Annotated in this window: 26 protein-coding genes; 17 read left to right on the top strand and 9 right to left on the bottom strand. The window is 37.8% G+C overall.

Annotation, left to right across the window (positions count from 1 at the left end; translation table 11 throughout):
- Nucleotides 1–35: 35 nt before the first annotated feature.
- Complete coding sequence (locus tag FJR06_RS24690; RefSeq protein ID WP_256369495.1) at nucleotides 36–167, bottom strand: hypothetical protein; 132 nt, start codon at nucleotides 165–167, stop codon at nucleotides 36–38.
- 205 nt (nucleotides 168–372) lie between these two features.
- Here FJR06_RS24690 and FJR06_RS10275 point away from each other — a divergent pair, with 205 nt between their 5' ends.
- Nucleotides 373–1,212 (top strand): prephenate/arogenate dehydrogenase, encoded by an 840-nt coding sequence (locus tag FJR06_RS10275; RefSeq protein ID WP_041458582.1) that lies wholly within the window; start codon nucleotides 373–375, stop codon nucleotides 1,210–1,212.
- Between the two features lie 119 nt (nucleotides 1,213–1,331).
- Here the strand turns inward: FJR06_RS10275 and ychF are convergent, their stop codons facing one another.
- On the bottom strand, nucleotides 1,332–2,423 hold the full coding sequence (gene ychF / locus FJR06_RS10270) for a redox-regulated ATPase YchF (protein WP_148763703.1): 1,092 nt from the start codon (nucleotides 2,421–2,423) through the stop codon (nucleotides 1,332–1,334).
- Nucleotides 2,424–2,524: 101 nt separating this feature from the next.
- On the opposite strand from ychF, the gene FJR06_RS10265 reads away from it, so the two are divergent.
- Nucleotides 2,525–2,899, top strand: a complete 375-nt coding sequence (locus FJR06_RS10265) for a hypothetical protein (protein ID WP_168651369.1) — start codon at nucleotides 2,525–2,527, stop codon at nucleotides 2,897–2,899.
- A 147-nt stretch (nucleotides 2,900–3,046) separates the two neighbouring features.
- Here FJR06_RS10265 and FJR06_RS10260 read toward each other — a convergent pair whose 3' ends face one another.
- From FJR06_RS10260 to FJR06_RS10250, 3 genes are read right to left on the bottom strand one after another with little or no spacing between them, the layout of a single operon-like run.
- Nucleotides 3,047–3,382 carry a hypothetical protein gene (locus tag FJR06_RS10260; protein WP_168651368.1) on the bottom strand — a complete coding sequence of 112 codons (336 nt, stop codon included), beginning with the start codon at nucleotides 3,380–3,382 and terminating at the stop codon, nucleotides 3,047–3,049.
- A gap of 37 nt (nucleotides 3,383–3,419) precedes the next feature.
- The gene (locus FJR06_RS10255; RefSeq protein ID WP_168651367.1) at nucleotides 3,420–4,067 is read right to left on the bottom strand and encodes a HEPN domain-containing protein; all 648 of its coding nucleotides are present in this window, start codon (nucleotides 4,065–4,067) and stop codon (nucleotides 3,420–3,422) included.
- A gap of 14 nt (nucleotides 4,068–4,081) precedes the next feature.
- Nucleotides 4,082–5,317 (bottom strand): DUF262 domain-containing protein, encoded by a 1,236-nt coding sequence (locus FJR06_RS10250; protein ID WP_168651366.1) that lies wholly within the window; start codon nucleotides 5,315–5,317, stop codon nucleotides 4,082–4,084.
- A gap of 98 nt (nucleotides 5,318–5,415) precedes the next feature.
- Here FJR06_RS10250 and FJR06_RS10245 point away from each other — a divergent pair, with 98 nt between their 5' ends.
- The 8 genes from FJR06_RS10245 to FJR06_RS10210 all read left to right on the top strand — a co-directional run bounded on the left by FJR06_RS10245 (nucleotide 5,416) and on the right by FJR06_RS10210 (nucleotide 11,068).
- Nucleotides 5,416–6,882 (top strand): aminotransferase class I/II-fold pyridoxal phosphate-dependent enzyme, encoded by a 1,467-nt coding sequence (locus tag FJR06_RS10245; protein ID WP_168651365.1) that lies wholly within the window; start codon nucleotides 5,416–5,418, stop codon nucleotides 6,880–6,882.
- Between the two features lie 155 nt (nucleotides 6,883–7,037).
- On the top strand, nucleotides 7,038–7,373 hold the full coding sequence (locus FJR06_RS10240; protein WP_015083256.1) for a cation:proton antiporter subunit C: 336 nt from the start codon (nucleotides 7,038–7,040) through the stop codon (nucleotides 7,371–7,373).
- The gene (locus FJR06_RS10235) at nucleotides 7,370–8,815 is read left to right on the top strand and encodes a cation:proton antiporter (protein WP_168651364.1); all 1,446 of its coding nucleotides are present in this window, start codon (nucleotides 7,370–7,372) and stop codon (nucleotides 8,813–8,815) included. Before FJR06_RS10240 ends, FJR06_RS10235 begins: the two co-directional genes overlap by 4 nt.
- Entirely contained in the window at nucleotides 8,812–9,198 is a 387-nt protein-coding gene (locus FJR06_RS10230; protein WP_015083254.1) for a Na+/H+ antiporter subunit E, read from the top strand. Before FJR06_RS10235 ends, FJR06_RS10230 begins: the two co-directional genes overlap by 4 nt.
- Nucleotides 9,195–9,452 carry a hypothetical protein gene (locus FJR06_RS10225; protein WP_015083253.1) on the top strand — a complete coding sequence of 86 codons (258 nt, stop codon included), beginning with the start codon at nucleotides 9,195–9,197 and terminating at the stop codon, nucleotides 9,450–9,452. The genes FJR06_RS10230 and FJR06_RS10225 overlap by 4 nt, the downstream gene beginning before the upstream one ends.
- A 119-nt stretch (nucleotides 9,453–9,571) precedes the next feature.
- Nucleotides 9,572–9,850 carry a monovalent cation/H(+) antiporter subunit G gene (locus FJR06_RS10220; protein ID WP_168634408.1) on the top strand — a complete coding sequence of 93 codons (279 nt, stop codon included), beginning with the start codon at nucleotides 9,572–9,574 and terminating at the stop codon, nucleotides 9,848–9,850.
- Nucleotides 9,843–10,409 (top strand): DUF4040 domain-containing protein, encoded by a 567-nt coding sequence (locus FJR06_RS10215; RefSeq protein WP_168634409.1) that lies wholly within the window; start codon nucleotides 9,843–9,845, stop codon nucleotides 10,407–10,409. Before FJR06_RS10220 ends, FJR06_RS10215 begins: the two co-directional genes overlap by 8 nt.
- Nucleotides 10,406–11,068 carry a Na(+)/H(+) antiporter subunit B gene (locus tag FJR06_RS10210; protein ID WP_015083250.1) on the top strand — a complete coding sequence of 221 codons (663 nt, stop codon included), beginning with the start codon at nucleotides 10,406–10,408 and terminating at the stop codon, nucleotides 11,066–11,068. The genes FJR06_RS10215 and FJR06_RS10210 overlap by 4 nt, the downstream gene beginning before the upstream one ends.
- A 323-nt stretch (nucleotides 11,069–11,391) precedes the next feature.
- Here FJR06_RS10210 and dusB read toward each other — a convergent pair whose 3' ends face one another.
- A complete protein-coding gene (dusB, locus tag FJR06_RS10205) occupies nucleotides 11,392–12,444 on the bottom strand; it encodes a tRNA dihydrouridine synthase DusB (RefSeq protein WP_015083248.1) in 1,053 nt (350 codons plus the stop codon).
- Nucleotides 12,445–12,554: 110 nt separating this feature from the next.
- Here dusB and FJR06_RS10200 point away from each other — a divergent pair, with 110 nt between their 5' ends.
- Entirely contained in the window at nucleotides 12,555–13,049 is a 495-nt protein-coding gene (locus FJR06_RS10200; RefSeq protein ID WP_015083247.1) for a TM2 domain-containing protein, read from the top strand.
- Nucleotides 13,050–13,053: 4 nt separating this feature from the next.
- Here the strand turns inward: FJR06_RS10200 and FJR06_RS10195 are convergent, their stop codons facing one another.
- From FJR06_RS10195 to thrC, 3 genes are all read right to left on the bottom strand, one after another.
- On the bottom strand, nucleotides 13,054–13,539 hold the full coding sequence (locus FJR06_RS10195) for a DUF2996 domain-containing protein (RefSeq protein ID WP_015083246.1): 486 nt from the start codon (nucleotides 13,537–13,539) through the stop codon (nucleotides 13,054–13,056).
- Nucleotides 13,540–13,824: 285 nt separating this feature from the next.
- Nucleotides 13,825–14,100: a MoaD/ThiS family protein gene (locus FJR06_RS10190; RefSeq protein WP_168634411.1), complete on the bottom strand. Its 276-nt coding sequence runs from the start codon at nucleotides 14,098–14,100 to the stop codon at nucleotides 13,825–13,827.
- A gap of 86 nt (nucleotides 14,101–14,186) precedes the next feature.
- Nucleotides 14,187–15,491, bottom strand: a complete 1,305-nt coding sequence (thrC, locus tag FJR06_RS10185) for a threonine synthase (RefSeq protein WP_168651363.1) — start codon at nucleotides 15,489–15,491, stop codon at nucleotides 14,187–14,189.
- 392 nt (nucleotides 15,492–15,883) lie between these two features.
- On the opposite strand from thrC, the gene FJR06_RS10180 reads away from it, so the two are divergent.
- The 6 genes from FJR06_RS10180 to lepB all read left to right on the top strand — a co-directional run bounded on the left by FJR06_RS10180 (nucleotide 15,884) and on the right by lepB (nucleotide 18,327).
- A complete protein-coding gene (locus tag FJR06_RS10180; protein WP_174783335.1) occupies nucleotides 15,884–16,165 on the top strand; it encodes a hypothetical protein in 282 nt (93 codons plus the stop codon).
- Nucleotides 16,166–16,360: 195 nt separating this feature from the next.
- Nucleotides 16,361–16,855: a LysM peptidoglycan-binding domain-containing protein gene (locus tag FJR06_RS10175; RefSeq protein WP_148760119.1), complete on the top strand. Its 495-nt coding sequence runs from the start codon at nucleotides 16,361–16,363 to the stop codon at nucleotides 16,853–16,855.
- The gene (locus tag FJR06_RS23815; protein WP_174783189.1) at nucleotides 16,852–17,037 is read left to right on the top strand and encodes a hypothetical protein; all 186 of its coding nucleotides are present in this window, start codon (nucleotides 16,852–16,854) and stop codon (nucleotides 17,035–17,037) included. Before FJR06_RS10175 ends, FJR06_RS23815 begins: the two co-directional genes overlap by 4 nt.
- Complete coding sequence (locus FJR06_RS10165) at nucleotides 17,030–17,521, top strand: nucleotide exchange factor GrpE (RefSeq protein WP_015083242.1); 492 nt, start codon at nucleotides 17,030–17,032, stop codon at nucleotides 17,519–17,521. Before FJR06_RS23815 ends, FJR06_RS10165 begins: the two co-directional genes overlap by 8 nt.
- The gene (locus tag FJR06_RS10160) at nucleotides 17,511–17,774 is read left to right on the top strand and encodes a hypothetical protein (protein ID WP_015083241.1); all 264 of its coding nucleotides are present in this window, start codon (nucleotides 17,511–17,513) and stop codon (nucleotides 17,772–17,774) included. Before FJR06_RS10165 ends, FJR06_RS10160 begins: the two co-directional genes overlap by 11 nt.
- Entirely contained in the window at nucleotides 17,755–18,327 is a 573-nt protein-coding gene (lepB, locus tag FJR06_RS10155) for a signal peptidase I (protein WP_015083240.1), read from the top strand. The genes FJR06_RS10160 and lepB overlap by 20 nt, the downstream gene beginning before the upstream one ends.
- Nucleotides 18,328–18,376: the final 49 nt, after the last annotated feature.

Genomic DNA, 18,376 nt, shown 5'->3' with positions numbered 1-18,376 from the left:
CTAAAATAGCGATTCTCGTAACGGTTAAATGATTTTTAACTTTGAGTTTCATATTCTAGACTTACTACGTCTTTCATTATTATACTCCCATTGACAGCCCATTCTGCGGTTGTCTTGGGGTGATCACCAAATTGTTTGTAAACTTGTTCTGGGGTTAGGTATTTCATCTTGGGGTTAAATACGATTAACCCCAGTATACTACGTTATTTCGAGATTAGAGAGTTAGACCACTAAAGTTGACAACCGATTCTGCCTAGGTTGCGATTAATTCTGCTTCTAAAGTCATTAATCTACCCTGCTATTGCCAACTTTGAGAGTTGGAGTTGGTAAAGTATTGAGAGAACAAGTACAAATTAAATTTTCCAGATGACGATGAAAATTGGTATTTTAGGACTGGGACTTATAGGCGGTTGCTTAGGTTTCGATTTACGTTCGCAAGGACACCATGTTTTAGGTGTCAGTCGTCGTCAATCAACTTGTGAAAAGGCAATTAACCTTGGTAGCGTTGATCAAGCGTCGTTGGACTTGAGCTTGTTGGCATCAGCCGAAGTTGTATTTATTTGTACCCCTATAGGATTGATAGTCCCCCAAGTGAAAGAGTTGATCACTCATTTACCAAAGGCTACTATTGTTACTGATGTTGGTTCAGTTAAAATGCCTATAGTTGAGGCAATTTCTCCTGTGTGGGAAAATTTTGTCGGTGGTCATCCGATGGCGGGAAAAACAGACGCGGGTATAGAAGCAGCACAGCGAAATTTATTTGTTAATCGGCCTTATGTATTAACGCCTGTGGCAACAACACCTAGTAATGCTGTGACAATTGTAGAGGAAATTGTGCGATCGCTCGGTTCTATTATCTACCATTGTCAACCAGAACAACATGACCGCGCTGTGAGTTGGATTTCTCATTTACCTGTAATTGTGAGTGCCTCTTTGATAGCAGCTTGTTTAAGTGAAACAGATCCAGAAATCGCGGCCTTAGCCCAAAATTTTGCTAGTTCAGGGTTTCGAGATACAAGTAGGGTTGGGGGTGGAAATCCCGAATTAGGGGTAATGATGGCGCAATATAATCGCCAAGCATTATTACATTCTCTTCATCAATACCGCGAAAATTTGTCTGAATTTATTCATATAATTGAGCAGGAAAAGTGGGAATTATTAGCAGAAAAATTTAAATTCAATCAACAAGCGCGTCCTGATTTTGTAGAATAAGTTACTGGTGCGTTATCAATAATGTAACGCACCTGATCATTTAGTTATCACCGAGTCAGAAAGAAGAAAGAAAGAAGAATATTTATCTTTTCTGTTCCCTGTTCCCTGTTAAAGATTATTTACACATTAAATCGGAATAATAGTACATCACCTTCTTGGACAATATACTCTTTTCCTTCACTTCTGACTAAGCCTTTTTCCTTGGCTGCACTCATTGAACCATGAGTTACTAAATCATGATAAGCCACAGTTTCTGCCCGAATAAATCCCCGTTCAAAATCGGAGTGAATAACTCCTGCGGCTTGGGGTGCAGACATTCCGGCATTAATTGTCCAAGCGCGGGTTTCTTTCGGTCCACAGGTGAAATAAGTCCGCAAACCTAATAGAGTGTAAGTTGCGCGAATTAAAGATTTTAAACCACCTTCTTTTACACCTAAAGATTCCAGAAAATCAGCTTTATCTGCTTCTGGTAATTCTACTAATTCCGCTTCTACTTGAGCAGAAACAATGACAACTTGGGCATTTTCGACCGCAGCAACTTCTCGAACTCTCTCAACAAAATCATTACCTGTGGCTAAATCTTCTTCAGAAACATTAGCAGCGTAAATAATGGGTTTATTGGTAAGTAGTCCTAAGCCTTTGATAATTTCCGATTCTTCGGCATTCAAACCAACTTGACGGACAGATTTGCCTTCATTTAAAGCAGCGGCTAATTTTTCGAGAATTTCTACTTCAACCTGGGCATCTTTGCTAGTGCGTGCGAGTTTGCGACTTCTATCAATCCGTTTTTCAATTTGGAATAAGTCAGATAAACCAAGTTCTAAATTAATGATTTCAATATCTCGCGCTGGGTCAACAGAACCGGCTACGTGAATGATATCATCGTTTTCAAAACAACGGACAACATGAACTATGGCATCAACTTCCCGAATGTGGGATAAAAATTGATTACCCAGTCCTTCTCCTTGACTTGCACCTTTGACTAAACCGGCAATATCAACAAATTCAACACGGGCTGCTAGGATTTGTGCAGAACCAGCAATTTTTGCGAGAACGTCTAACCGGTCGTCTGGTACTGAAACCATGCCAACATTCGGTTCAATGGTGCAAAATGGGAAATTAGCCGCTTCAGCTTTAGCATTAGCGACTACAGCGTTAAATAGGGTTGATTTTCCGACGTTGGGAAGTCCGACAATTCCGGCTCTTAGCATTGTAAATTTTAGATTTTGGTTTCAAGTATAAGGATAGTTCAAACAGGTGGAGGATGGTTGGAGTCATTGGTGGTATAAAAAAATCTAAAATCTAAAATGGTATGAACAAGTATCTAATTACAGCCATAGTTACAACTGTTTTATGGCATAGTTTATTATCCAAGGCTTGGGGGCAAGCACCCAATTGTATTCCCCTAAGTTTGCCTCAAGTTAGCAAATCGGTGAATACTGTCCAGCAGAATAATGTGATCGTCATTGGTAAAGTGCCAAACCGCCCGTATGTGGTTGTTATTCCTGGCAATTCAGATCAATTATTAAATGTTGTCAGAAGCTATGTTTCTGACGCATTTTTAGCCAAGCATCGGCTTGGGACTTATATATACGCTGGGAGTTCTAGTAAAAGAGAAGAAGCCGAGTGTTTATCTAGCGTGTTGAAATACCATAGGATAGATGCGCGAGTTATCTATTTCCACTAAGGAGGCTGTAGGATTGACACTCTCAGGGAGCCAAGCCACTGAGATTCTACTGACAGAATGAGATTAAGAGTTTAGCCCAATCTAATCTCGCGGCGACCTCAAAAGGGCAATTATATCAACTTGCAGTTCCTTAATTTAGGTTTGAGATTATTCTTCTTTCTGACTGCTAACTGCTGCTATATCCTGATTTTCCCACAATTCTAATAAACCAACTGTACCGACAAAAAATGTATAAGTTGCATATTTGATTGCTGTCTGATTGCGTGTTGGGGCATAATAAGCGGCAATTAATGCTTCAATAAAATGAGCGGATAGGGCAATATGAGCAATGATTAAAGCAGGGGTTAAGATACTGGGTAGTTGGTTATTGGTTATTGATGTTTGGAGATTCCATAATTCTAACCCCATGGCGCTGGTGATGAGTGCGGTGGAGATGATTTTGATGATGGGGAATAGTTTTTGTTTGATATCTTTTAAGTTCATGTTGTTTGATTTTTTCAAAGTAAGAATATTTTACATTTTATTCTATCAAATCATTGATTAATTCATCTATTCTTAAAAGTTCATCAGTAATTTGGTTTACAGTATTTAATTCATTTGCAGGATCTGGAGTTTGAGTAGTCATGTATGATGTAGCTGAAGTATGTGCGACAAGACCTCGTTTTTCTCCAAATGTATTCATGGTAGCAAGCCAAGTATTATTAGGATCTAAGTCATTACTATCTATCCCTATGGGTAATAATAATGCTAAAATATTTTTTTCTTTTAATCCATGATTATTATCAATAATCTTCCAAAATTCATTGCTAGATAAAGCAATTTTCTTGCTTATTTTCAATCGCTTGTCGTGATTGTCTTGAGTTACGTTGTTTCTACTGAGTGTATCTGATGGTTTATCCATAGTTAAACCAGAGAAACCAAGCAGACATATTAAAGTACGAGTTGTTCTACCGCTTTCATCCCAAAGAGTTTTGGCATTTTGAACAACTTCCCAAGCTCTTTCTTCAAGATAAGATTCAATTTCAGCATGAGCTAAAACTCTATATGCAGCAGTTCTAGATAATTGACTCTCGGAATATGAACTTATTGGGCTAATTTCAGGCAGAAATTCGTCTTTTAACTTGTTTAACTGCGTTCTTAAAGTAATAAATCTATCAGATTCTGGCATATCTTATTAATAACCTACCTTAAACCATTGAAAATAATCCGATTGCCATCTAGTTCAGGTAAATCAAAGTTTACTTCTAAAACTTTTCGGAGACTTTCACCCCACAACCTCAGACGATTATAAATCTCAGGAATATTCTGCGTTCTGCGTTCAACAGCTTCTCTAAAACCACTGTTTGATGAACATAATTCCTGAAAAGCAATTTTAACTTTTTCTTGATGATCTTCAGCAGATTTCCTGATTATTTCATCTGAAAAATAAAAAACCATCACATCTAAAATTGCTCGATTGAATTGGCTTTGATATTTATTATTTCTGCTCGACCATAAACGAGAGAAGTTTTTTTCTTCAAATATATTAATAGTTGTTTGTACTGCTTCTTCAAATTGATAAATTACATTTGTAATATCATGATATCTCTTATTATTAAGCTTTTCACAAGTCATGTCAAGAAATTCCTTGAGATTTCCCCGATAATCAGATAAGAAATAATGAAATCCTATATAACGTAATAATAATTCAACATCACGCATCCGAGGATCAGGATTTGATGATTTAAATATCTTTCTCAGAGCCTTACTTTCAACTGATTGATCATCTAACCAATTGATAAAAGTACCTGGATGCAATGCTTGTCTTAGCTCTTGAGGAGATAATGGAGTACCTCCTATATTCAGCCGCAGAAAAATTTTATATAGTAAGTTTTCGTTAGGCCAACTCCTAATTAATACTGTACGAATAGTTTGGTTGTCGAGAGCATTAAGTTCAGATCTCAAAAGGATATCATTTTTAAAATCTTCATATTTTTTGCCGATTAAATCACGTCTGAACTCTAGATTTCTTAAAGCAAAGGCATTGTTTGGTATGTTTTCATCACTCCTGCCATAAAATTGCAGAATTGTTAACAAGCGTTGCTTACCATCAAGAACAATAAATTTACCTTTTTCCTGACGATTAGCAGCTAATACTATTTGTGGTATTGGAAATCCAAGTATAAGTGATTCGATAAACCTACTTTTACGAGTGATATCCCAAGCATCTCGTCTTTGAAATCTTGGATTTAGCTCTATATTACCCCGAACAAGTTGATTAAAGATTGTCTCTGTTGTCCAGTCACTACCAGAAACAACAATTTCTCGAATTGGCTTTAATTCAGGAATTAACCCACTCAGCGGTTCAGACTCAATTTCTTCGTCTTCCTCTTCCTCAAAAAAGATTACTTCTTCGTTAGGCATAGTTTTAGTCTGCATAAAGGTTTGAATTTAAATACAATATACCATATTATTTGTTTATCTTCTATACTTTATTAATTTTTACTTAAAGCTCTCAAGTCCTCTTTTCCATAAAAATGCTAAATCAAAACCAAACCCCCCTCATAGATGCCTTAAAAGCCTGTACAACCCGTTCTCATGCACCATTTTACACCCCAGGACATAAACACGGTGCGGGCATTTCTCCACTTTTAACCGATTTAATTGGAAAAGATGTCTTTCGTGCTGACTTAACAGAATTAGCAGAATTAGATAATTTATTCACACCCCAAAGCGTAATTCTCGCAGCACAAGAACTAGCAGCAGAGGCTTTTGGTGCAGAGAAAACATGGTTTTTAGTTAATGGTTCTACCTGCGGAATTGAAGCTGCAATTCTCGCTACTTGTAGAACAGGAGAAAAAATTATTCTGCCGCGAAATGTCCACTCTTCTGTGATTTCTGGGTTAATTCTTTCTGGGGCAATTCCTATTTTTATAAATCCTGCATACAACTCAGATTTAGATATTTCTTACAGTATTACACCGGAAACATTAAAAGCAGCATTAGCAAAACATCCAGATACAAAAGTAGTGCTGATAGTTTATCCTAATTATTATGGTGTTTGTGGGAATTTGCCAGCATTGGTAAACCTTACCCACCAATATAATATTCCCTTAATTGTAGACGAAGCCCATGGCGCACATTTTCATTTTCACCCAGAATTACCAACATCTGCTTTATCCGCAGGGGCAGATTTAACAGTACAATCAATTCATAAAACATTGGGAGCAATGACACAAGCATCAATGTTACATATTCAAGGTCAAAGAATTGATATTGATAGAGTGAATAAAGCTTTGCAATTAGTTCAATCTACCAGTCCTAGTTTTATCCTTTTAGCTTCTCTAGATGCCGCACGTCAGCAAATGGCAATACATGGAGAAAAGCTGATGTTTGAAACTTTGGAATTAGCCAAAGAAGCAATTGATAAAATCAACAAAATTCCTAGTTTATCGGTTTTACAAATAGCTCAAAACCATATAAAAAATAACGGCTTTATAGATTTAGATAAAACCCGGTTAACCGTTAATGTTTCTCAGTTAGGTTTAACAGGTTTTACTGCTGAAGATATTATTAATGCCAATGGAGTAACCCCAGAATTTTCATCTTTACAAAATCTCACATTTATTATTAGCCTAGGAAACACAAAAACTGATATTGAAACATTAGTACAAACCTTAAATAATCTTACCCAAATTCCCCACTTGACAAATCGGGAAAAAATCTGTAAATATAAAAAAGATACTATAATCGCCCCTTCTATGTGCATTTCTCCCCGTGAGGCATTTTTTGCTGATAGTGAGATCTTACCTTTCGAGAAAACCCTAGAACGGATTTGTGCAGAAATTATTTGTCCTTATCCTCCAGGAATTCCCGTATTAATGCCAGGAGAACTAATTACAAAATCAGCTTTAGAATATTTGCAAGAAATTCAAAAAATGGGTGGTTTTATTACTGGTTGTGCAGATGAAACTTTGCAAACTTTAAAAGTTGTGAAAGGATAGATTTATCTCAACAGATATTTTAAAAGTAAAGAAAACATAAATCATTAGATATACCTATAATAATCATCAGAATATTTTAGTGTCAAGATTAACCTAGCACTAGAAATTCGTGCTTATATTAAATCAGCACTTTATCATAAAATTAAATAACTCCCGTGTTAGAAGCGTGCGTACTGATAACAATATTGTGTGGTTTTTTTGGCATCATCCTCAAAAAAAACCTGGTAATGAAAATTGTCTCTATGGATGTGATGAGTACAGGTGTGATTGCCTTTTATGTACTAATTGCATCACGACAAGGCTTATTTACTCCCATTATTTCCGATGTAAAAAACATTGCTTATGCCGATCCAGTTCCCCAAGCAGTGATATTAACAGCGATAGTTATCGGGTTTTCCATTCAGGCTTTGATGCTGGTTGGTGTGATGAAATTAGCACGGGATAACCCCACATTGGAAAGCAACGAGATTGAAAAAAATAATACACCATGAATACCATTACACTAGCTTGGATTGCTACCCCATTTTTTCTAGGGTTCATGATTTTTCTAGTCCCCAAACTGAACCGACATTTGACATTGTGGGGGACTATTGCTTCTGCTGCTTATGGGTTGCAGCTATTTATCGAACCATCACCCATCACAATGAATTTACTGGATAGTTTCGGTATTACCTTAGTAGCCGACGAGTTAAGTGGTTATTTTATTTTCACAAATGCCCTGGTAACGGCTGCTGTTGCCCTCTACTGCTGGCGCAGTGATAAAACGGCTTTTTTCTATGCCCAGATGATTATTGTGCATGGTAGCCTCAATGCTGCCTTTATCTGTGCCGATTTCATTAGTTTATATGTGGCTTTAGAGGTCAGCGGTATTGCGGCTTTTCTGTTGATTGCTTATCCCCGTAGCGATCGCTCAATTTGGGTAGGTTTACGGTATCTCTTTGTTAGCAATACTGCAATGCTATTTTATTTAGTAGGTGCAGTATTAGTTTATCAAACACATCATTCCTTTAATTTTGCCGGGTTAAAAGGATCACCCCCGGAAGCACTAGCACTAATTTTTCTGGGATTATTCATCAAAGCTGGAATTTTTGTCTCCGGTTTATGGCTACCTTTAACTCATTCTGAATCAGAAACCCCAGTTTCCGCATTGATGTCAGGAATTGTCGTTAAAGCCAGTGTTTTGCCTTTATTACGTTGTGCATTAGTTTCCGAAGAAATTGATATTATAGTCAGAATTTTTGGTGTGGGAACAGCTTTAATGGGTGTATCCTATGCTGTCTTTGAAAAGGATACCAAGCGCCTGTTAGCATTTAGCACTATTTCCCAGTTAGGCTGGATTCTCGCTGCACCGGCTGTAGGTGGATTTTATGCCCTCACTCATGGATTAGTCAAATCGTCTTTATTTTTGATTGCGGGTTCTTTACCCAGTCGCAATTTTAAAGAACTGCAAAATAAACCCATTCATACAACAATTTGGATACCTTTAGTTATTGCTAGTTTATCAATTTCTGGTTTGCCTTTGTTGTCAGGTTTTGAGGCAAAAGTATTAACGACAAAAAATTTAGAATCTTGGCAATTTATAGTGATGAATATTGCCGCAGTTGGTACAGCCATATCTTTTGCTAAATTTATTTTTCTCCCCCATGCAAAAGCAGAAGAAGAAGAAGAAGAACAGAAAACAGAATCCGGTTTTTGGATATCAGTAATCTTTTTAATTACTGGATTATTTGTGGCAAATATTGTCTATCTTCCAGCTTATGAAATCACCAATATTACAAAAGCACTTTTAACTATTGCTGCGGGCTGGTTAGGATATCATTTCATTTTCAAGAAATTATCCATATCTCTACCTCGTGTATTTGAAGAATTTGAGCATTTAGTTGGTGTCATGAGTTTAACTTTAATCCTATTATTTTGGATGGCTTTACCATGATTGGACATCTCATATTCAGACTGTCAATTTGGTTATTACTCACAGCTAATGTGAGTTTAACAAATATTATCATCGGTGTAATTATTGCCTTACTTTTACCACGTGGTAAGTCATCACCAGAAAAATTAAAATCTTGGTTAAAGGTAATAATTAAAATCTTTGTTGCTATTCCGGTTGCTTTTATGGAGGCATTTGAAATTATCTTCCGTCCCCATAATCAAGAAGAAATTATCATGGAAAGAGTCAAACTCAACAGATCACCTTTATTGATTTTTCTTGATATATTTCTAATTACCTTTACACCCAAAACCATCGTCATGAAATACCACGAAGAAGGATGGTATGAAGTCCACCACATTAAACCCAAGAGAAAACAATCATGAAACTAGAAATAGTCTTAACGGCAATGATTTTAGCACTACTCATTCCCATTTATGAAGCTTGGAGAAGTGATGATACCTGGCAGAAAATGTTAGCTTTTGGCAGCATTTCTAGTAAAGTAGCCATCATGATTCTCGTAATTTCCGTTTTACGAGATGATTGGATGATTGGTGTAGTCGCAGCGATTATTTTGACGGTAGGAAATGCCGCATTAATGTTATTAGCACATATTCTCAGAAGATTAGGTGAAGTATGATTAAAACTAACAATAAGATCCCCGACTTCTGATCTTAATTAATAATTTATTTACTAGATACTAAAAGAAGTCGGGGATCTGACAACTAGCAACTTTTACAATTCAAATAGGACTACTAAATGATCAACATTCTTAGTTATACCTGCATAGGTATCGGCATAGTTTTCTGGTTTTGGGGAACTTCTCATTTAGTCAGCAACAGATCAGTATTATTCAAATTACATGGACTTTCTGTTGCTGATACGTTAGGTTCAATGATGATTATTGTCGGACTATTATTGAAAATACCCAGTGAATGGCCATTACTTATTCTTGGCATTATCTCCTTAGCAATTTGGAATACTATGCTGGGTTATGTATTAGCATATTGTTCAACAGAAGAGGAAAAACATGAATGATACTTATCTCTATTTAATCATTGCTTTATTACCCTTAACTGCGGGGATGTTAGTAACTCAAACTAACCCCTATCATGCCTTAATCATTCGTGGGGTACTCGGTGCAGTTGCGGCAATGGTAGATGCAGTTTTAGGTGCAGCAGATGTGGCTTTAACAGAAGCATTAATGGGAACAATGCTATCAATTACCCTCTATGCAATTGCAGTTCGTTCATCCTTAGTGTTACGTCTTGGTGTCATGGAAAATCAGTCAATAGAAAAAAATCAGGATAGCAATTTTCAACAACTGATAAACGATTTTCGCAGCATTTTTAATGAACATTATTTACGTCTAGAACTCGTACCTTATCCTACTAAAGAAACCTTACAACAGGCATTAATAGAAAAAGAGATTCATGCTAGTTGTGTGCAATTAGAAAAAAGTGAGCAAGCACAGGAAACATACCAAACTGTAATTAGAGTGGAACGCATCTATAAGATTATGAAAAGTAAACTTTCATCACCGAAAACAACTTTACAATATTTCAATATTTTAGATTCAGGAGCGCAAAATCTATGAAATTAGTTTACATTTTAGCCGGAATAGCTTTATTTGTGAAAATGCTGATTATGCCTAATTCAGAACTAAATTTACCAGATATTTCCATTGTGGAAACAGTGGTTAAAGAAAGTGGTGTTCCCAATGCAGTATCAGGGATTATTTTCAGAAATCGGCTATATGATACAATCTTTGAAGTTATTGTTTTTACTATAGCCATTCTCGGAGCTAATTTTTTATTAGCTAATGAAAAACCATCTTGCAGCATCTATCAATTTAAAGATCAACCATCAATAATATTAGCTCGTCTAGGGGCGACAATTGCGGCATTAGTGGGCATTGAATTAGCAATTAGGGGGCATTTGAGTCCGGGAGGTGGTTTTGCGGCTGGGGTGGCTGGAGGAACAGCAATCGGACTCATAGCAATTACCTCATCATACCAATGGATGCAGGATATTTACCAACAGTGGCACGCGGCTATGTGGGAAAAGATTTCGGTGTTAGTCTTTATTGTTTTATCAGTGATAACTTTGTCGGGATTTGAGTTACCACACGGTGAGTTAGGAATGCTTTTTAGTGGCGGAATTTTGCCAATATTAAATATCTTAGTTGCTGTTAAAGTTGCATTAGGTTCTTGGGCTGTGATTTTGATTTTTATTCGTTATCGGGGTTTGTTATAAAAAGTGGGAGTTTAAAGAATTAGCGATCGCACTTAAGTAGGTGAACACAATAAAACCAAACTGTGTAAAGAAATGTAAAATCGCCTAAACCCTCTTCACTCTTGCCTCTTGCCTTTTGCTTTGCCATAACGACAATTTTCAACGCCAACCTACTTAGGGACTTCCAAGAAATAAATTATCCTGATTAACGAACCACAGAGGCGCAGAGGACACAGAGGAATAAGGGTTTGAGAGATTTTTGCGTTAGGTGGTTGAGTATTTTTTTATTTGGAAGTCCCTTAGCTTGTGTTAACCTATCGCTTAACCTAATCTAGAAATCAATGCTAAAGTGCAATAATAGCTGGTACTTCTTCTTCAACTTCATAACCATTTGCTAATCTTTCTATCGCACCATCAATTAAATCTAAACCTTGTTGGACAGTTTCCATTAAACTTAACTTACCCCGTAAATCAGCCGCACCCATAAAGCCTTTTGCATACCAAGTCATGTGTTTACGAGCTTGACGGACTCCCCTATCTCCCTTGTATTCCCACAAAGCAAAAAGATGTTCTCTGGCACATTCTAAGCGTTGAATTGGGTTAGGTGGTGTTAATAATTCTCCAGTTTTTAAGAAATGATCAACCTCACCAACTAAAAACGGATAACCTAAAGTTCCACGAGAACACATTACCCCATCTGCACCAGTTTGTTCTAAACATTTTACCGCAGCTTCCACAGAGAAAATATCCCCATTACCAATTACAGGAATTGATAAAATTTCCTTGACTTTTTTGATCCATTCCCACCGCGCATTACCATTGTAACCTTGAGCGCGAGTCCGTCCATGCACAGTAATCATTTTTGCTCCCGCGTCTTCCATTCTTTTCGCAAAATCAAGAATAGTAATTTCATGATCATTCCAACCAATGCGGGTTTTCACCGTCACGGGAACATCTACAGCTTTGACAACTTCTCGGACAATTGCTTCCGCAATTTCTGGTTGACGTAATAAAGAAGAACCACCACCATTTTTAGTAATTTTATTAACAGGACATCCCATATTAATATCAATCGTATCCGCACCTTCAGCCACTGCTTTTATGGCTGCTTCCGCGAGAAAATCCGGACGACAATCAAATAATTGAATACTAATTGGACGTTCATTAGGATCTACTTCCATAATGATTGGTAACTGCTTAACGTAATGCAAACCCGTAGCATTTACCATTTCTGTATACACCATAGATTCTGGTGCATAACGACGCACTAAACGCCGAAACACCATATCTGTCACCCCGGACAAAGGAGACTGTAAAACCCGGCTTTTAACCTCAAATGAGCCAATTTTTAAAGGAGTGGAAAGTCTAGCTTGAAGTTCGGGAGAAAGGTAAATCATGGTTAGAATTAAAAATACAATCGTTAATTGGGGAATCGAAGGCTGACAAGGGGTATTTAATTGAAGTGTGGACTCTTAAACCAGTAAATCCTAAATGGACATAAAATAAAATGAGCATAAAAAATAACGAAAATAAAGACCGGATTCTTGTCTCTTACCTTTTATGTGGGGCTGGTTTTTTGGGAATAAACGGTTTACATCGGTTATATAATGGCAAAACCGCTACTGGTTTATTATGGCTATTTACCTGCGGTTTATTTTACATGGGGCAAATCTATGATTTATTAATCATACCGAATATGGTTGACGAATATGAGCAGAATTTGCGGTTAAAAGCAGGTTTATCACCTCTGGGTATACCCATGAATGAACGGATATTTATTTCCCAAGTCCAGAAACCAACTGATAAACCACTGATTGTTAAACTGATAGAAGCCGCAGAGGCTAATGGTGGTAGTTTAACTGTAATTCAAGGTGTTAGGGCTACCGGATCTGGTATTGTGGAAGTGGAAACTATACTCAGAGAAATGCTGCAATCAGATCATCTCAGAATAGGTAACGACCCCATTTCTGGAGTCGTTACTTATTATTTCGATGAATTGTAAAGTTCTAATTTCTACCTAGCCACTTTTGTCCATTTAAGCGGTACACTAGCCGAGATACCAACAATTCTAGGGTAGTTTTGCGCTCATCAATTAGAAATGACTCCAAGGTACTGGGTTTTTTACCTTCATTACAGGAAAATCCCTTTTTACCTTGAATATTTTCTTCAGGGAAATATACGTTAAACTGGCGTTGTCCCCCTTGCCAAGAACCAATAACTTGCCAACATTCTTCCGCTGAATTAAAACCAATAATAGAATATTTCTGCTTGGCAAAAGTCAGCTTTACATCTGGCACACCTTCTTTAGTAATTGCCTCTTGCAACGCTGGGAGGTAATGCTGCTGCATAAACTCTTCAAAAGGCTTATCTTCCAATGCTGGGGGTTTTTCCTTTTTGGCAGCTTTAGTCTCTGCTGGGGGCTTTTCTGGGGCGGTTGCAGCAGGATTAGAAGCTACATCTCCCGCTTGATTTTGATTAGTTTCTTCTGCCATTGCTCATTTTGGGGTAGTCAGTTATTTTTATTTTGACATACTAGAGCATAGCTACAGCTATTTAGATATAAAATAAGATTTTAAGAGTAATTAACCGCAGATTAACGCAGATTAGCGCAGATAAAGACGGATGAATTAATAAGTTTCATGATTCTGTGCAGCTTGGCCTATAATTGGGATAAAATCGTTTAAATAGTAACTTTTCAAGAAGTATGTTGGATAAGATTGGGTAATGGGTAATTTGAGATTATGAAAATCCCATACCCTAAACCCTCCAGCGATATTTCAACCACCTGCAACAGCGGGAACAATACTCACTTCATCTTTATCCTCAAGTGGTGTTTCTGTATTTTGTAAAAATCGAATATCTTCGCTGTTGACATAGAAATTTAAGAACCGTAAAGGCTCTCCGTCTGGCTTCCGCAAACGCCCCTTAATAGCAGGATAGCTTGTTTCTAAGTAATCAAACAATTCAGAAATATTACTACCACTACATTCTAAGACAGCTTGATCTTCTGTAAACTTTTGTAGAACTGTGGGAACTAAAACTTTGACAGCCATTGTTTAAACGTTAATTGTTAGTGAGTGATTTGGTTGGTAGGGGTTTAGCAGTGCTAAACCCCTACAATTAATTGTTAGTGACAGGATTAAACTGTAACTTCTTGCCATTCTAAGCGGTCAAGTGTGCGGGATCTTTCTAAAGCCCGTTCAAAACTGTCTAGTTTGGCATCAATTGTTAAAGGTTCACCAATGTAGCCTTGAATTGCTTCCTGGGTTTTCAAACCATTGCCAGTGATATAAACCACTGTAGTTTCATCTGGATCAATTTTGCCAGCTTCTACTAATTTTTTAAGAACAGCAACGGTTGTACCACCTGCGGTTTCGGTAAAGATACCTTCGGTTTCTGCCAATAGTTTGATACCTTCGATAATTTCGGCATCATTAACTGATTCAATATTACCGTTGGTTTTTTGAGCGATTTCTACAGCATATACACCATCGGCAGGGTTGCCAATCGCAATTGATTTAGCAATTGTGTTAGGTTTAACTGGTTGAATAAAGTCTCTACCTTCTTTAAAAGCTTTCGCAATGGGGGAACAACCTTCCGCTTGAGCGCCACTAAAGCGAACATCTTTACCTTCTACCAAACCAACTTCGACAAATTCTTGGAAACCTTTATAAATTTTGGTAAACAGAGAACCAGAAGCCAAAGGGGCAACTATATGATCTGGTAATTGCCAACCTAGTTGTTCTGCAACTTCAAAGGCTAATGTCTTAGAACCTTCAGAGTAGTAAGGACGCAGGTTAATATTCACAAAACCCCAACCGTGGGTATTGGCAACTTCTGAGCAAAGACGATTAACTTGATCATAGTTGCCTTTGACTGACATCAGGGTAGGACTATAAATCAAGCTACCGATGACTTTACCAGCTTCTAAGTCAGAAGGGATAAATACACAGCAATCTAAACCAGCGTAGGCAGCGATCGCTGCGGTAGAATTTGCTAAATTACCTGTACTAGCACAAGAAACAGTCGTAAAACCCAATTCTCTTGCTCTACTGAGGGCAACTGACACCACCCGATCCTTAAAGCTCAGGGTGGGCATATTGACGGCATCATTTTTAATATAAAGTTTATTTAGACCCAGGCGACGGGCAAGACGGTGGGAACGCACCAAGGGAGTCATTCCTGTTCCCACATCTATATAATCATCTGTAGCAACTGGCAAAAAGTGACGATAGCGCCAGATAGAATTGGGACCAGCTTCAATAGTTTCTCGACTAACTAAGCTTTTAAGAACATTGTAATCATATTTGACTTCCAACGGTCCAAAACACAATTCACATACATGAGTGGCTTTAAGTTCGTATTCTGCTCCACATTCTTTACACTTCAAAGCCTTGAGAATAGAAGTGTTCGCTTGGTTGAGGTTTGTAATCGCCTGAGTCATAATTTTGCGTTCCCTGGGTATCCGTCAACTTTGGAATGATACTAGCACAAGGCAAAATCCACGTCAAACATACCCGACCATTTTTATCGGGTTTGGTTACTCAAGAGTTAGTTAAGTTCTCATTAATAATTAAATCCCATATTCCGCACTTCATTTTGTAATATGCGAATATTTCCTTAATTTTATTTTTTATTGTCTTTAAAAATACATATTTTATCAAATACTTTAAGCTTTAATACGTAAGATTTTGAACCTTATTAAGAATAATTTTTGAAAAGAGTCATACTAGATTATGAGTGCGGAATGTCGGTTAAAAAATAATCCCTTTGTCAAAGTGAGTTGTAATTTTTCAAGGGGGCAGGTAGATGAGAAAATCTATCAAGAATTAGAATATGATTCCTGAACTTCAGCCAGAACGATTACAAAACTTGAGTCAAGAATTACAATTTGCTATTAATACTAATAATATCTCCTCCATGGAGGATCACAGTCAAAAAACCAGAAGAGAAATTCGCAATTTACCTGATGAAGTCCAGTTAGTACAAGGTTGTATTCTCGCTATCCAACAAGCCAAAGCCGTTGCCCCTACTGAAGCTAATGCCATGTCTGACAAACTCTCTCGGATGTTAAATGCAGCCATCAGTAGTGATAGTAATGAGGTAGATCATTTATAGCGGGAATTAAAAGAATGCAGAATTTAGAATTTAGAATTTAGAATTACGTTTTGCAACGGGGATTTTACCCCGACGCAAAACCCGCTGCTTGTAGAAGCAGGGGACTTTAACCCCCAAAGGTAAGTTAAAACCAGATGTGCAACATTGGTTAAATCAAGAATTACCCAGTCATAGTATTATCACGGGACTTAAGCGATGAACACCAAAACTAAAGTTGATTGTCCTGTTTGCGGGTATCAAGGAATTGAGGGCAACATTTGTCCTAATTGTGATACTGATGTTTCTCTAATTCGCTCATTGGCAGAATTACCCCAGCAGCCAAAATCCTGGACAACAGGCATCGCTATCTTAATGCTGATGATTGGTATTACTATCGGTGTAGGAGGTAGTTTTTTTGCCCTGCAAACAGCTATATATACCGCAACAGTTCCTAAACCTACAGTTACTACTACTCCTAATCTCAGTCCCCAGGTAATTACCCCTGTCATTCCTAAACCAGCGTCACCACTAGCCACTTATACCGTAAAATCAGGAGATACTCTTAGTAGTATTGCTGGCAAGTTTTGTAGTAAACCTACTGATTGGCAATTAATCGTTGCCGCTAACGCCGAATTACAAAAACGGGAAAATAAATTAGATATAGATCAGGAGTTGAAAATTCCTAGTAGCTGTAAAAGGAAAAACCCATGATGATAGTTGACAACTTCAAACAAGCTAGTCAGAAAGCTGAAAATTTTGCCCAAAAAAAACAACTGCGGGCATCTGTAATTATTACTGCGGAAACGCTTTTGAGTAATCATCCTCATTCCCAAATTAACACTTGGGCTAACAAAATTCTAACTGTGCTATCTAAAGAGATTTCCCGTGCCTGACTTATCCCCAAACTATCTAATTAGCTTAGAATTACGAGAATTACTCGTCCAAAAACTCGGCATTCTGCAAAAAGATAATGTAGTATTACAGCAGTCTTTGAGAGAACAGCAAACCCGAACTACAGCCCAAACAGAAGATTTATTCTTGGAACTTTTAGAAGTTGCTGATGCCTTAGAAGCTTTATTAGACTATCTAGAAAACAATCCCAATCCTAGTCCAGAATTTATCGAACGCTTACCCAGATCCATAGGTGCAGTTAATCGCAAGTTTCTCGGTGTTTTAGGAAAGCGCCAACTTTTACCTATAGAATTACAAGAAGGCACAGAACCAGATTTTAACTTATGTCGCGTCATTGATCGGGAAGAAAGAACGGATATCCCAGACCAAACAATCACTAAAATTGTCCGTCGCGGATTTCATTTAGGTGAAAAAGTCCTCCGTCCCGCAGAAGTCATTACCGCTAAATCAGATAATGGTCATTAGTCAGTTGTCCGTTGTCCGTTGTCCGTTGTCAGTAGGGGCGAAGCATTTGGAAGATAAATTATCGGTCATTGCCAAAAATAGTTCTCCAAATGCTTCGCCCGTACAGTTGTCCGTTGTCCGTTGTCATTGGGAAAATTCTTTCCCCCCCCAACTCCCCCAACTCCCCCAACTCCCCCAACTCCCCCAACTTCCCCAACTCCCCCTGCCCTTCTATCCCCCTTACACTGTTAACTATGACTCCTCACGAAAGTGATATAAAAGATGCTTCTTCACAAACAAAAATCTGGAGTGGTTGGCAGGAAAATTTAGTTTTAATAACTATTGCCCTGTGTTTAGCTCTGCTAATTCGGACATTTATCGCTGAACCACGCCTGATTCCATCAGAATCAATGTACCCTACTTTACACACAGGCGATCGCTTGGTCATAGAAAAAGTATCATACCGGATTCATCCTCCTAAAATCGGCGATATCGTCGTTTTTAACTCACCACCAGAATTACAAAGACGCGGATATTCTCAAAACCAAGCCTTTATCAAACGGGTAATTGGTGAACCAGGAGCAGTAATTAGCATCGCTCAAAGCAAAGTTTACCTCAACGGTACAGCCTTAACAGAAGACTACATTGCTGAACCACCAAATAGCCCATTTCCAGAAATCAAAGTCCCGGAAGGCGCATTTTTCGTCATGGGAGACAACCGCAATGATAGTAATGACTCTCGCTATTGGGGTTTTGTCCCCCGTCAAAACGTCATCGGTCGTGCTACATTTCGCTTCTGGCCTCTTGACCGTATCGGCTTAATCTAGTCCACTGACAACTGACAAATGACAACTGTACGGGCGAAGCATTTGGAGA

This window comes from Dolichospermum sp. UHCC 0352 (genome assembly GCF_009711925.1).
Taxonomy (GTDB): Bacteria; Cyanobacteriota; Cyanobacteriia; order Cyanobacteriales; family Nostocaceae; genus Dolichospermum; species Dolichospermum lemmermannii.
Note: the sequence above shows the minus strand (reverse complement) of the source record. Positions and strands in the feature narration are given on the sequence as shown.

What these genes read in the sequence shown, in the direction of transcription:
- FJR06_RS24690 (WP_256369495.1), bottom strand. Translation starts at nt 167, where the DNA reads ATGAAATACCTAACCCCAGAACAAGTTTACAAACAATTTGGTGATCAC.
- FJR06_RS10275 (WP_041458582.1), top strand. Translation starts at nt 373, where the DNA reads ATGAAAATTGGTATTTTAGGACTGGGACTTATAGGCGGTTGCTTAGGT.
- ychF (WP_148763703.1), bottom strand. Translation starts at nt 2,423, where the DNA reads ATGCTAAGAGCCGGAATTGTCGGACTTCCCAACGTCGGAAAATCAACC.
- FJR06_RS10265 (WP_168651369.1), top strand. Translation starts at nt 2,525, where the DNA reads ATGAACAAGTATCTAATTACAGCCATAGTTACAACTGTTTTATGGCAT.
- FJR06_RS10260 (WP_168651368.1), bottom strand. Translation starts at nt 3,382, where the DNA reads ATGAACTTAAAAGATATCAAACAAAAACTATTCCCCATCATCAAAATC.
- FJR06_RS10255 (WP_168651367.1), bottom strand. Translation starts at nt 4,067, where the DNA reads ATGCCAGAATCTGATAGATTTATTACTTTAAGAACGCAGTTAAACAAG.
- FJR06_RS10250 (WP_168651366.1), bottom strand. Translation starts at nt 5,317, where the DNA reads ATGCAGACTAAAACTATGCCTAACGAAGAAGTAATCTTTTTTGAGGAA.
- FJR06_RS10245 (WP_168651365.1), top strand. Translation starts at nt 5,416, where the DNA reads ATGCTAAATCAAAACCAAACCCCCCTCATAGATGCCTTAAAAGCCTGT.
- FJR06_RS10235 (WP_168651364.1), top strand. Translation starts at nt 7,370, where the DNA reads ATGAATACCATTACACTAGCTTGGATTGCTACCCCATTTTTTCTAGGG.
- FJR06_RS10230 (WP_015083254.1), top strand. Translation starts at nt 8,812, where the DNA reads ATGATTGGACATCTCATATTCAGACTGTCAATTTGGTTATTACTCACA.
- FJR06_RS10225 (WP_015083253.1), top strand. Translation starts at nt 9,195, where the DNA reads ATGAAACTAGAAATAGTCTTAACGGCAATGATTTTAGCACTACTCATT.
- FJR06_RS10220 (WP_168634408.1), top strand. Translation starts at nt 9,572, where the DNA reads ATGATCAACATTCTTAGTTATACCTGCATAGGTATCGGCATAGTTTTC.
- FJR06_RS10215 (WP_168634409.1), top strand. Translation starts at nt 9,843, where the DNA reads ATGAATGATACTTATCTCTATTTAATCATTGCTTTATTACCCTTAACT.
- FJR06_RS10210 (WP_015083250.1), top strand. Translation starts at nt 10,406, where the DNA reads ATGAAATTAGTTTACATTTTAGCCGGAATAGCTTTATTTGTGAAAATG.
- dusB (WP_015083248.1), bottom strand. Translation starts at nt 12,444, where the DNA reads ATGATTTACCTTTCTCCCGAACTTCAAGCTAGACTTTCCACTCCTTTA.
- FJR06_RS10200 (WP_015083247.1), top strand. Translation starts at nt 12,555, where the DNA reads ATGAGCATAAAAAATAACGAAAATAAAGACCGGATTCTTGTCTCTTAC.
- FJR06_RS10195 (WP_015083246.1), bottom strand. Translation starts at nt 13,539, where the DNA reads ATGGCAGAAGAAACTAATCAAAATCAAGCGGGAGATGTAGCTTCTAAT.
- FJR06_RS10190 (WP_168634411.1), bottom strand. Translation starts at nt 14,100, where the DNA reads ATGGCTGTCAAAGTTTTAGTTCCCACAGTTCTACAAAAGTTTACAGAA.
- thrC (WP_168651363.1), bottom strand. Translation starts at nt 15,491, where the DNA reads ATGACTCAGGCGATTACAAACCTCAACCAAGCGAACACTTCTATTCTC.
- FJR06_RS10180 (WP_174783335.1), top strand. Translation starts at nt 15,884, where the DNA reads ATGATTCCTGAACTTCAGCCAGAACGATTACAAAACTTGAGTCAAGAA.
- FJR06_RS10175 (WP_148760119.1), top strand. Translation starts at nt 16,361, where the DNA reads ATGAACACCAAAACTAAAGTTGATTGTCCTGTTTGCGGGTATCAAGGA.
- FJR06_RS23815 (WP_174783189.1), top strand. Translation starts at nt 16,852, where the DNA reads ATGATGATAGTTGACAACTTCAAACAAGCTAGTCAGAAAGCTGAAAAT.
- FJR06_RS10160 (WP_015083241.1), top strand. Translation starts at nt 17,511, where the DNA reads ATGGTCATTAGTCAGTTGTCCGTTGTCCGTTGTCCGTTGTCAGTAGGG.
- lepB (WP_015083240.1), top strand. Translation starts at nt 17,755, where the DNA reads ATGACTCCTCACGAAAGTGATATAAAAGATGCTTCTTCACAAACAAAA.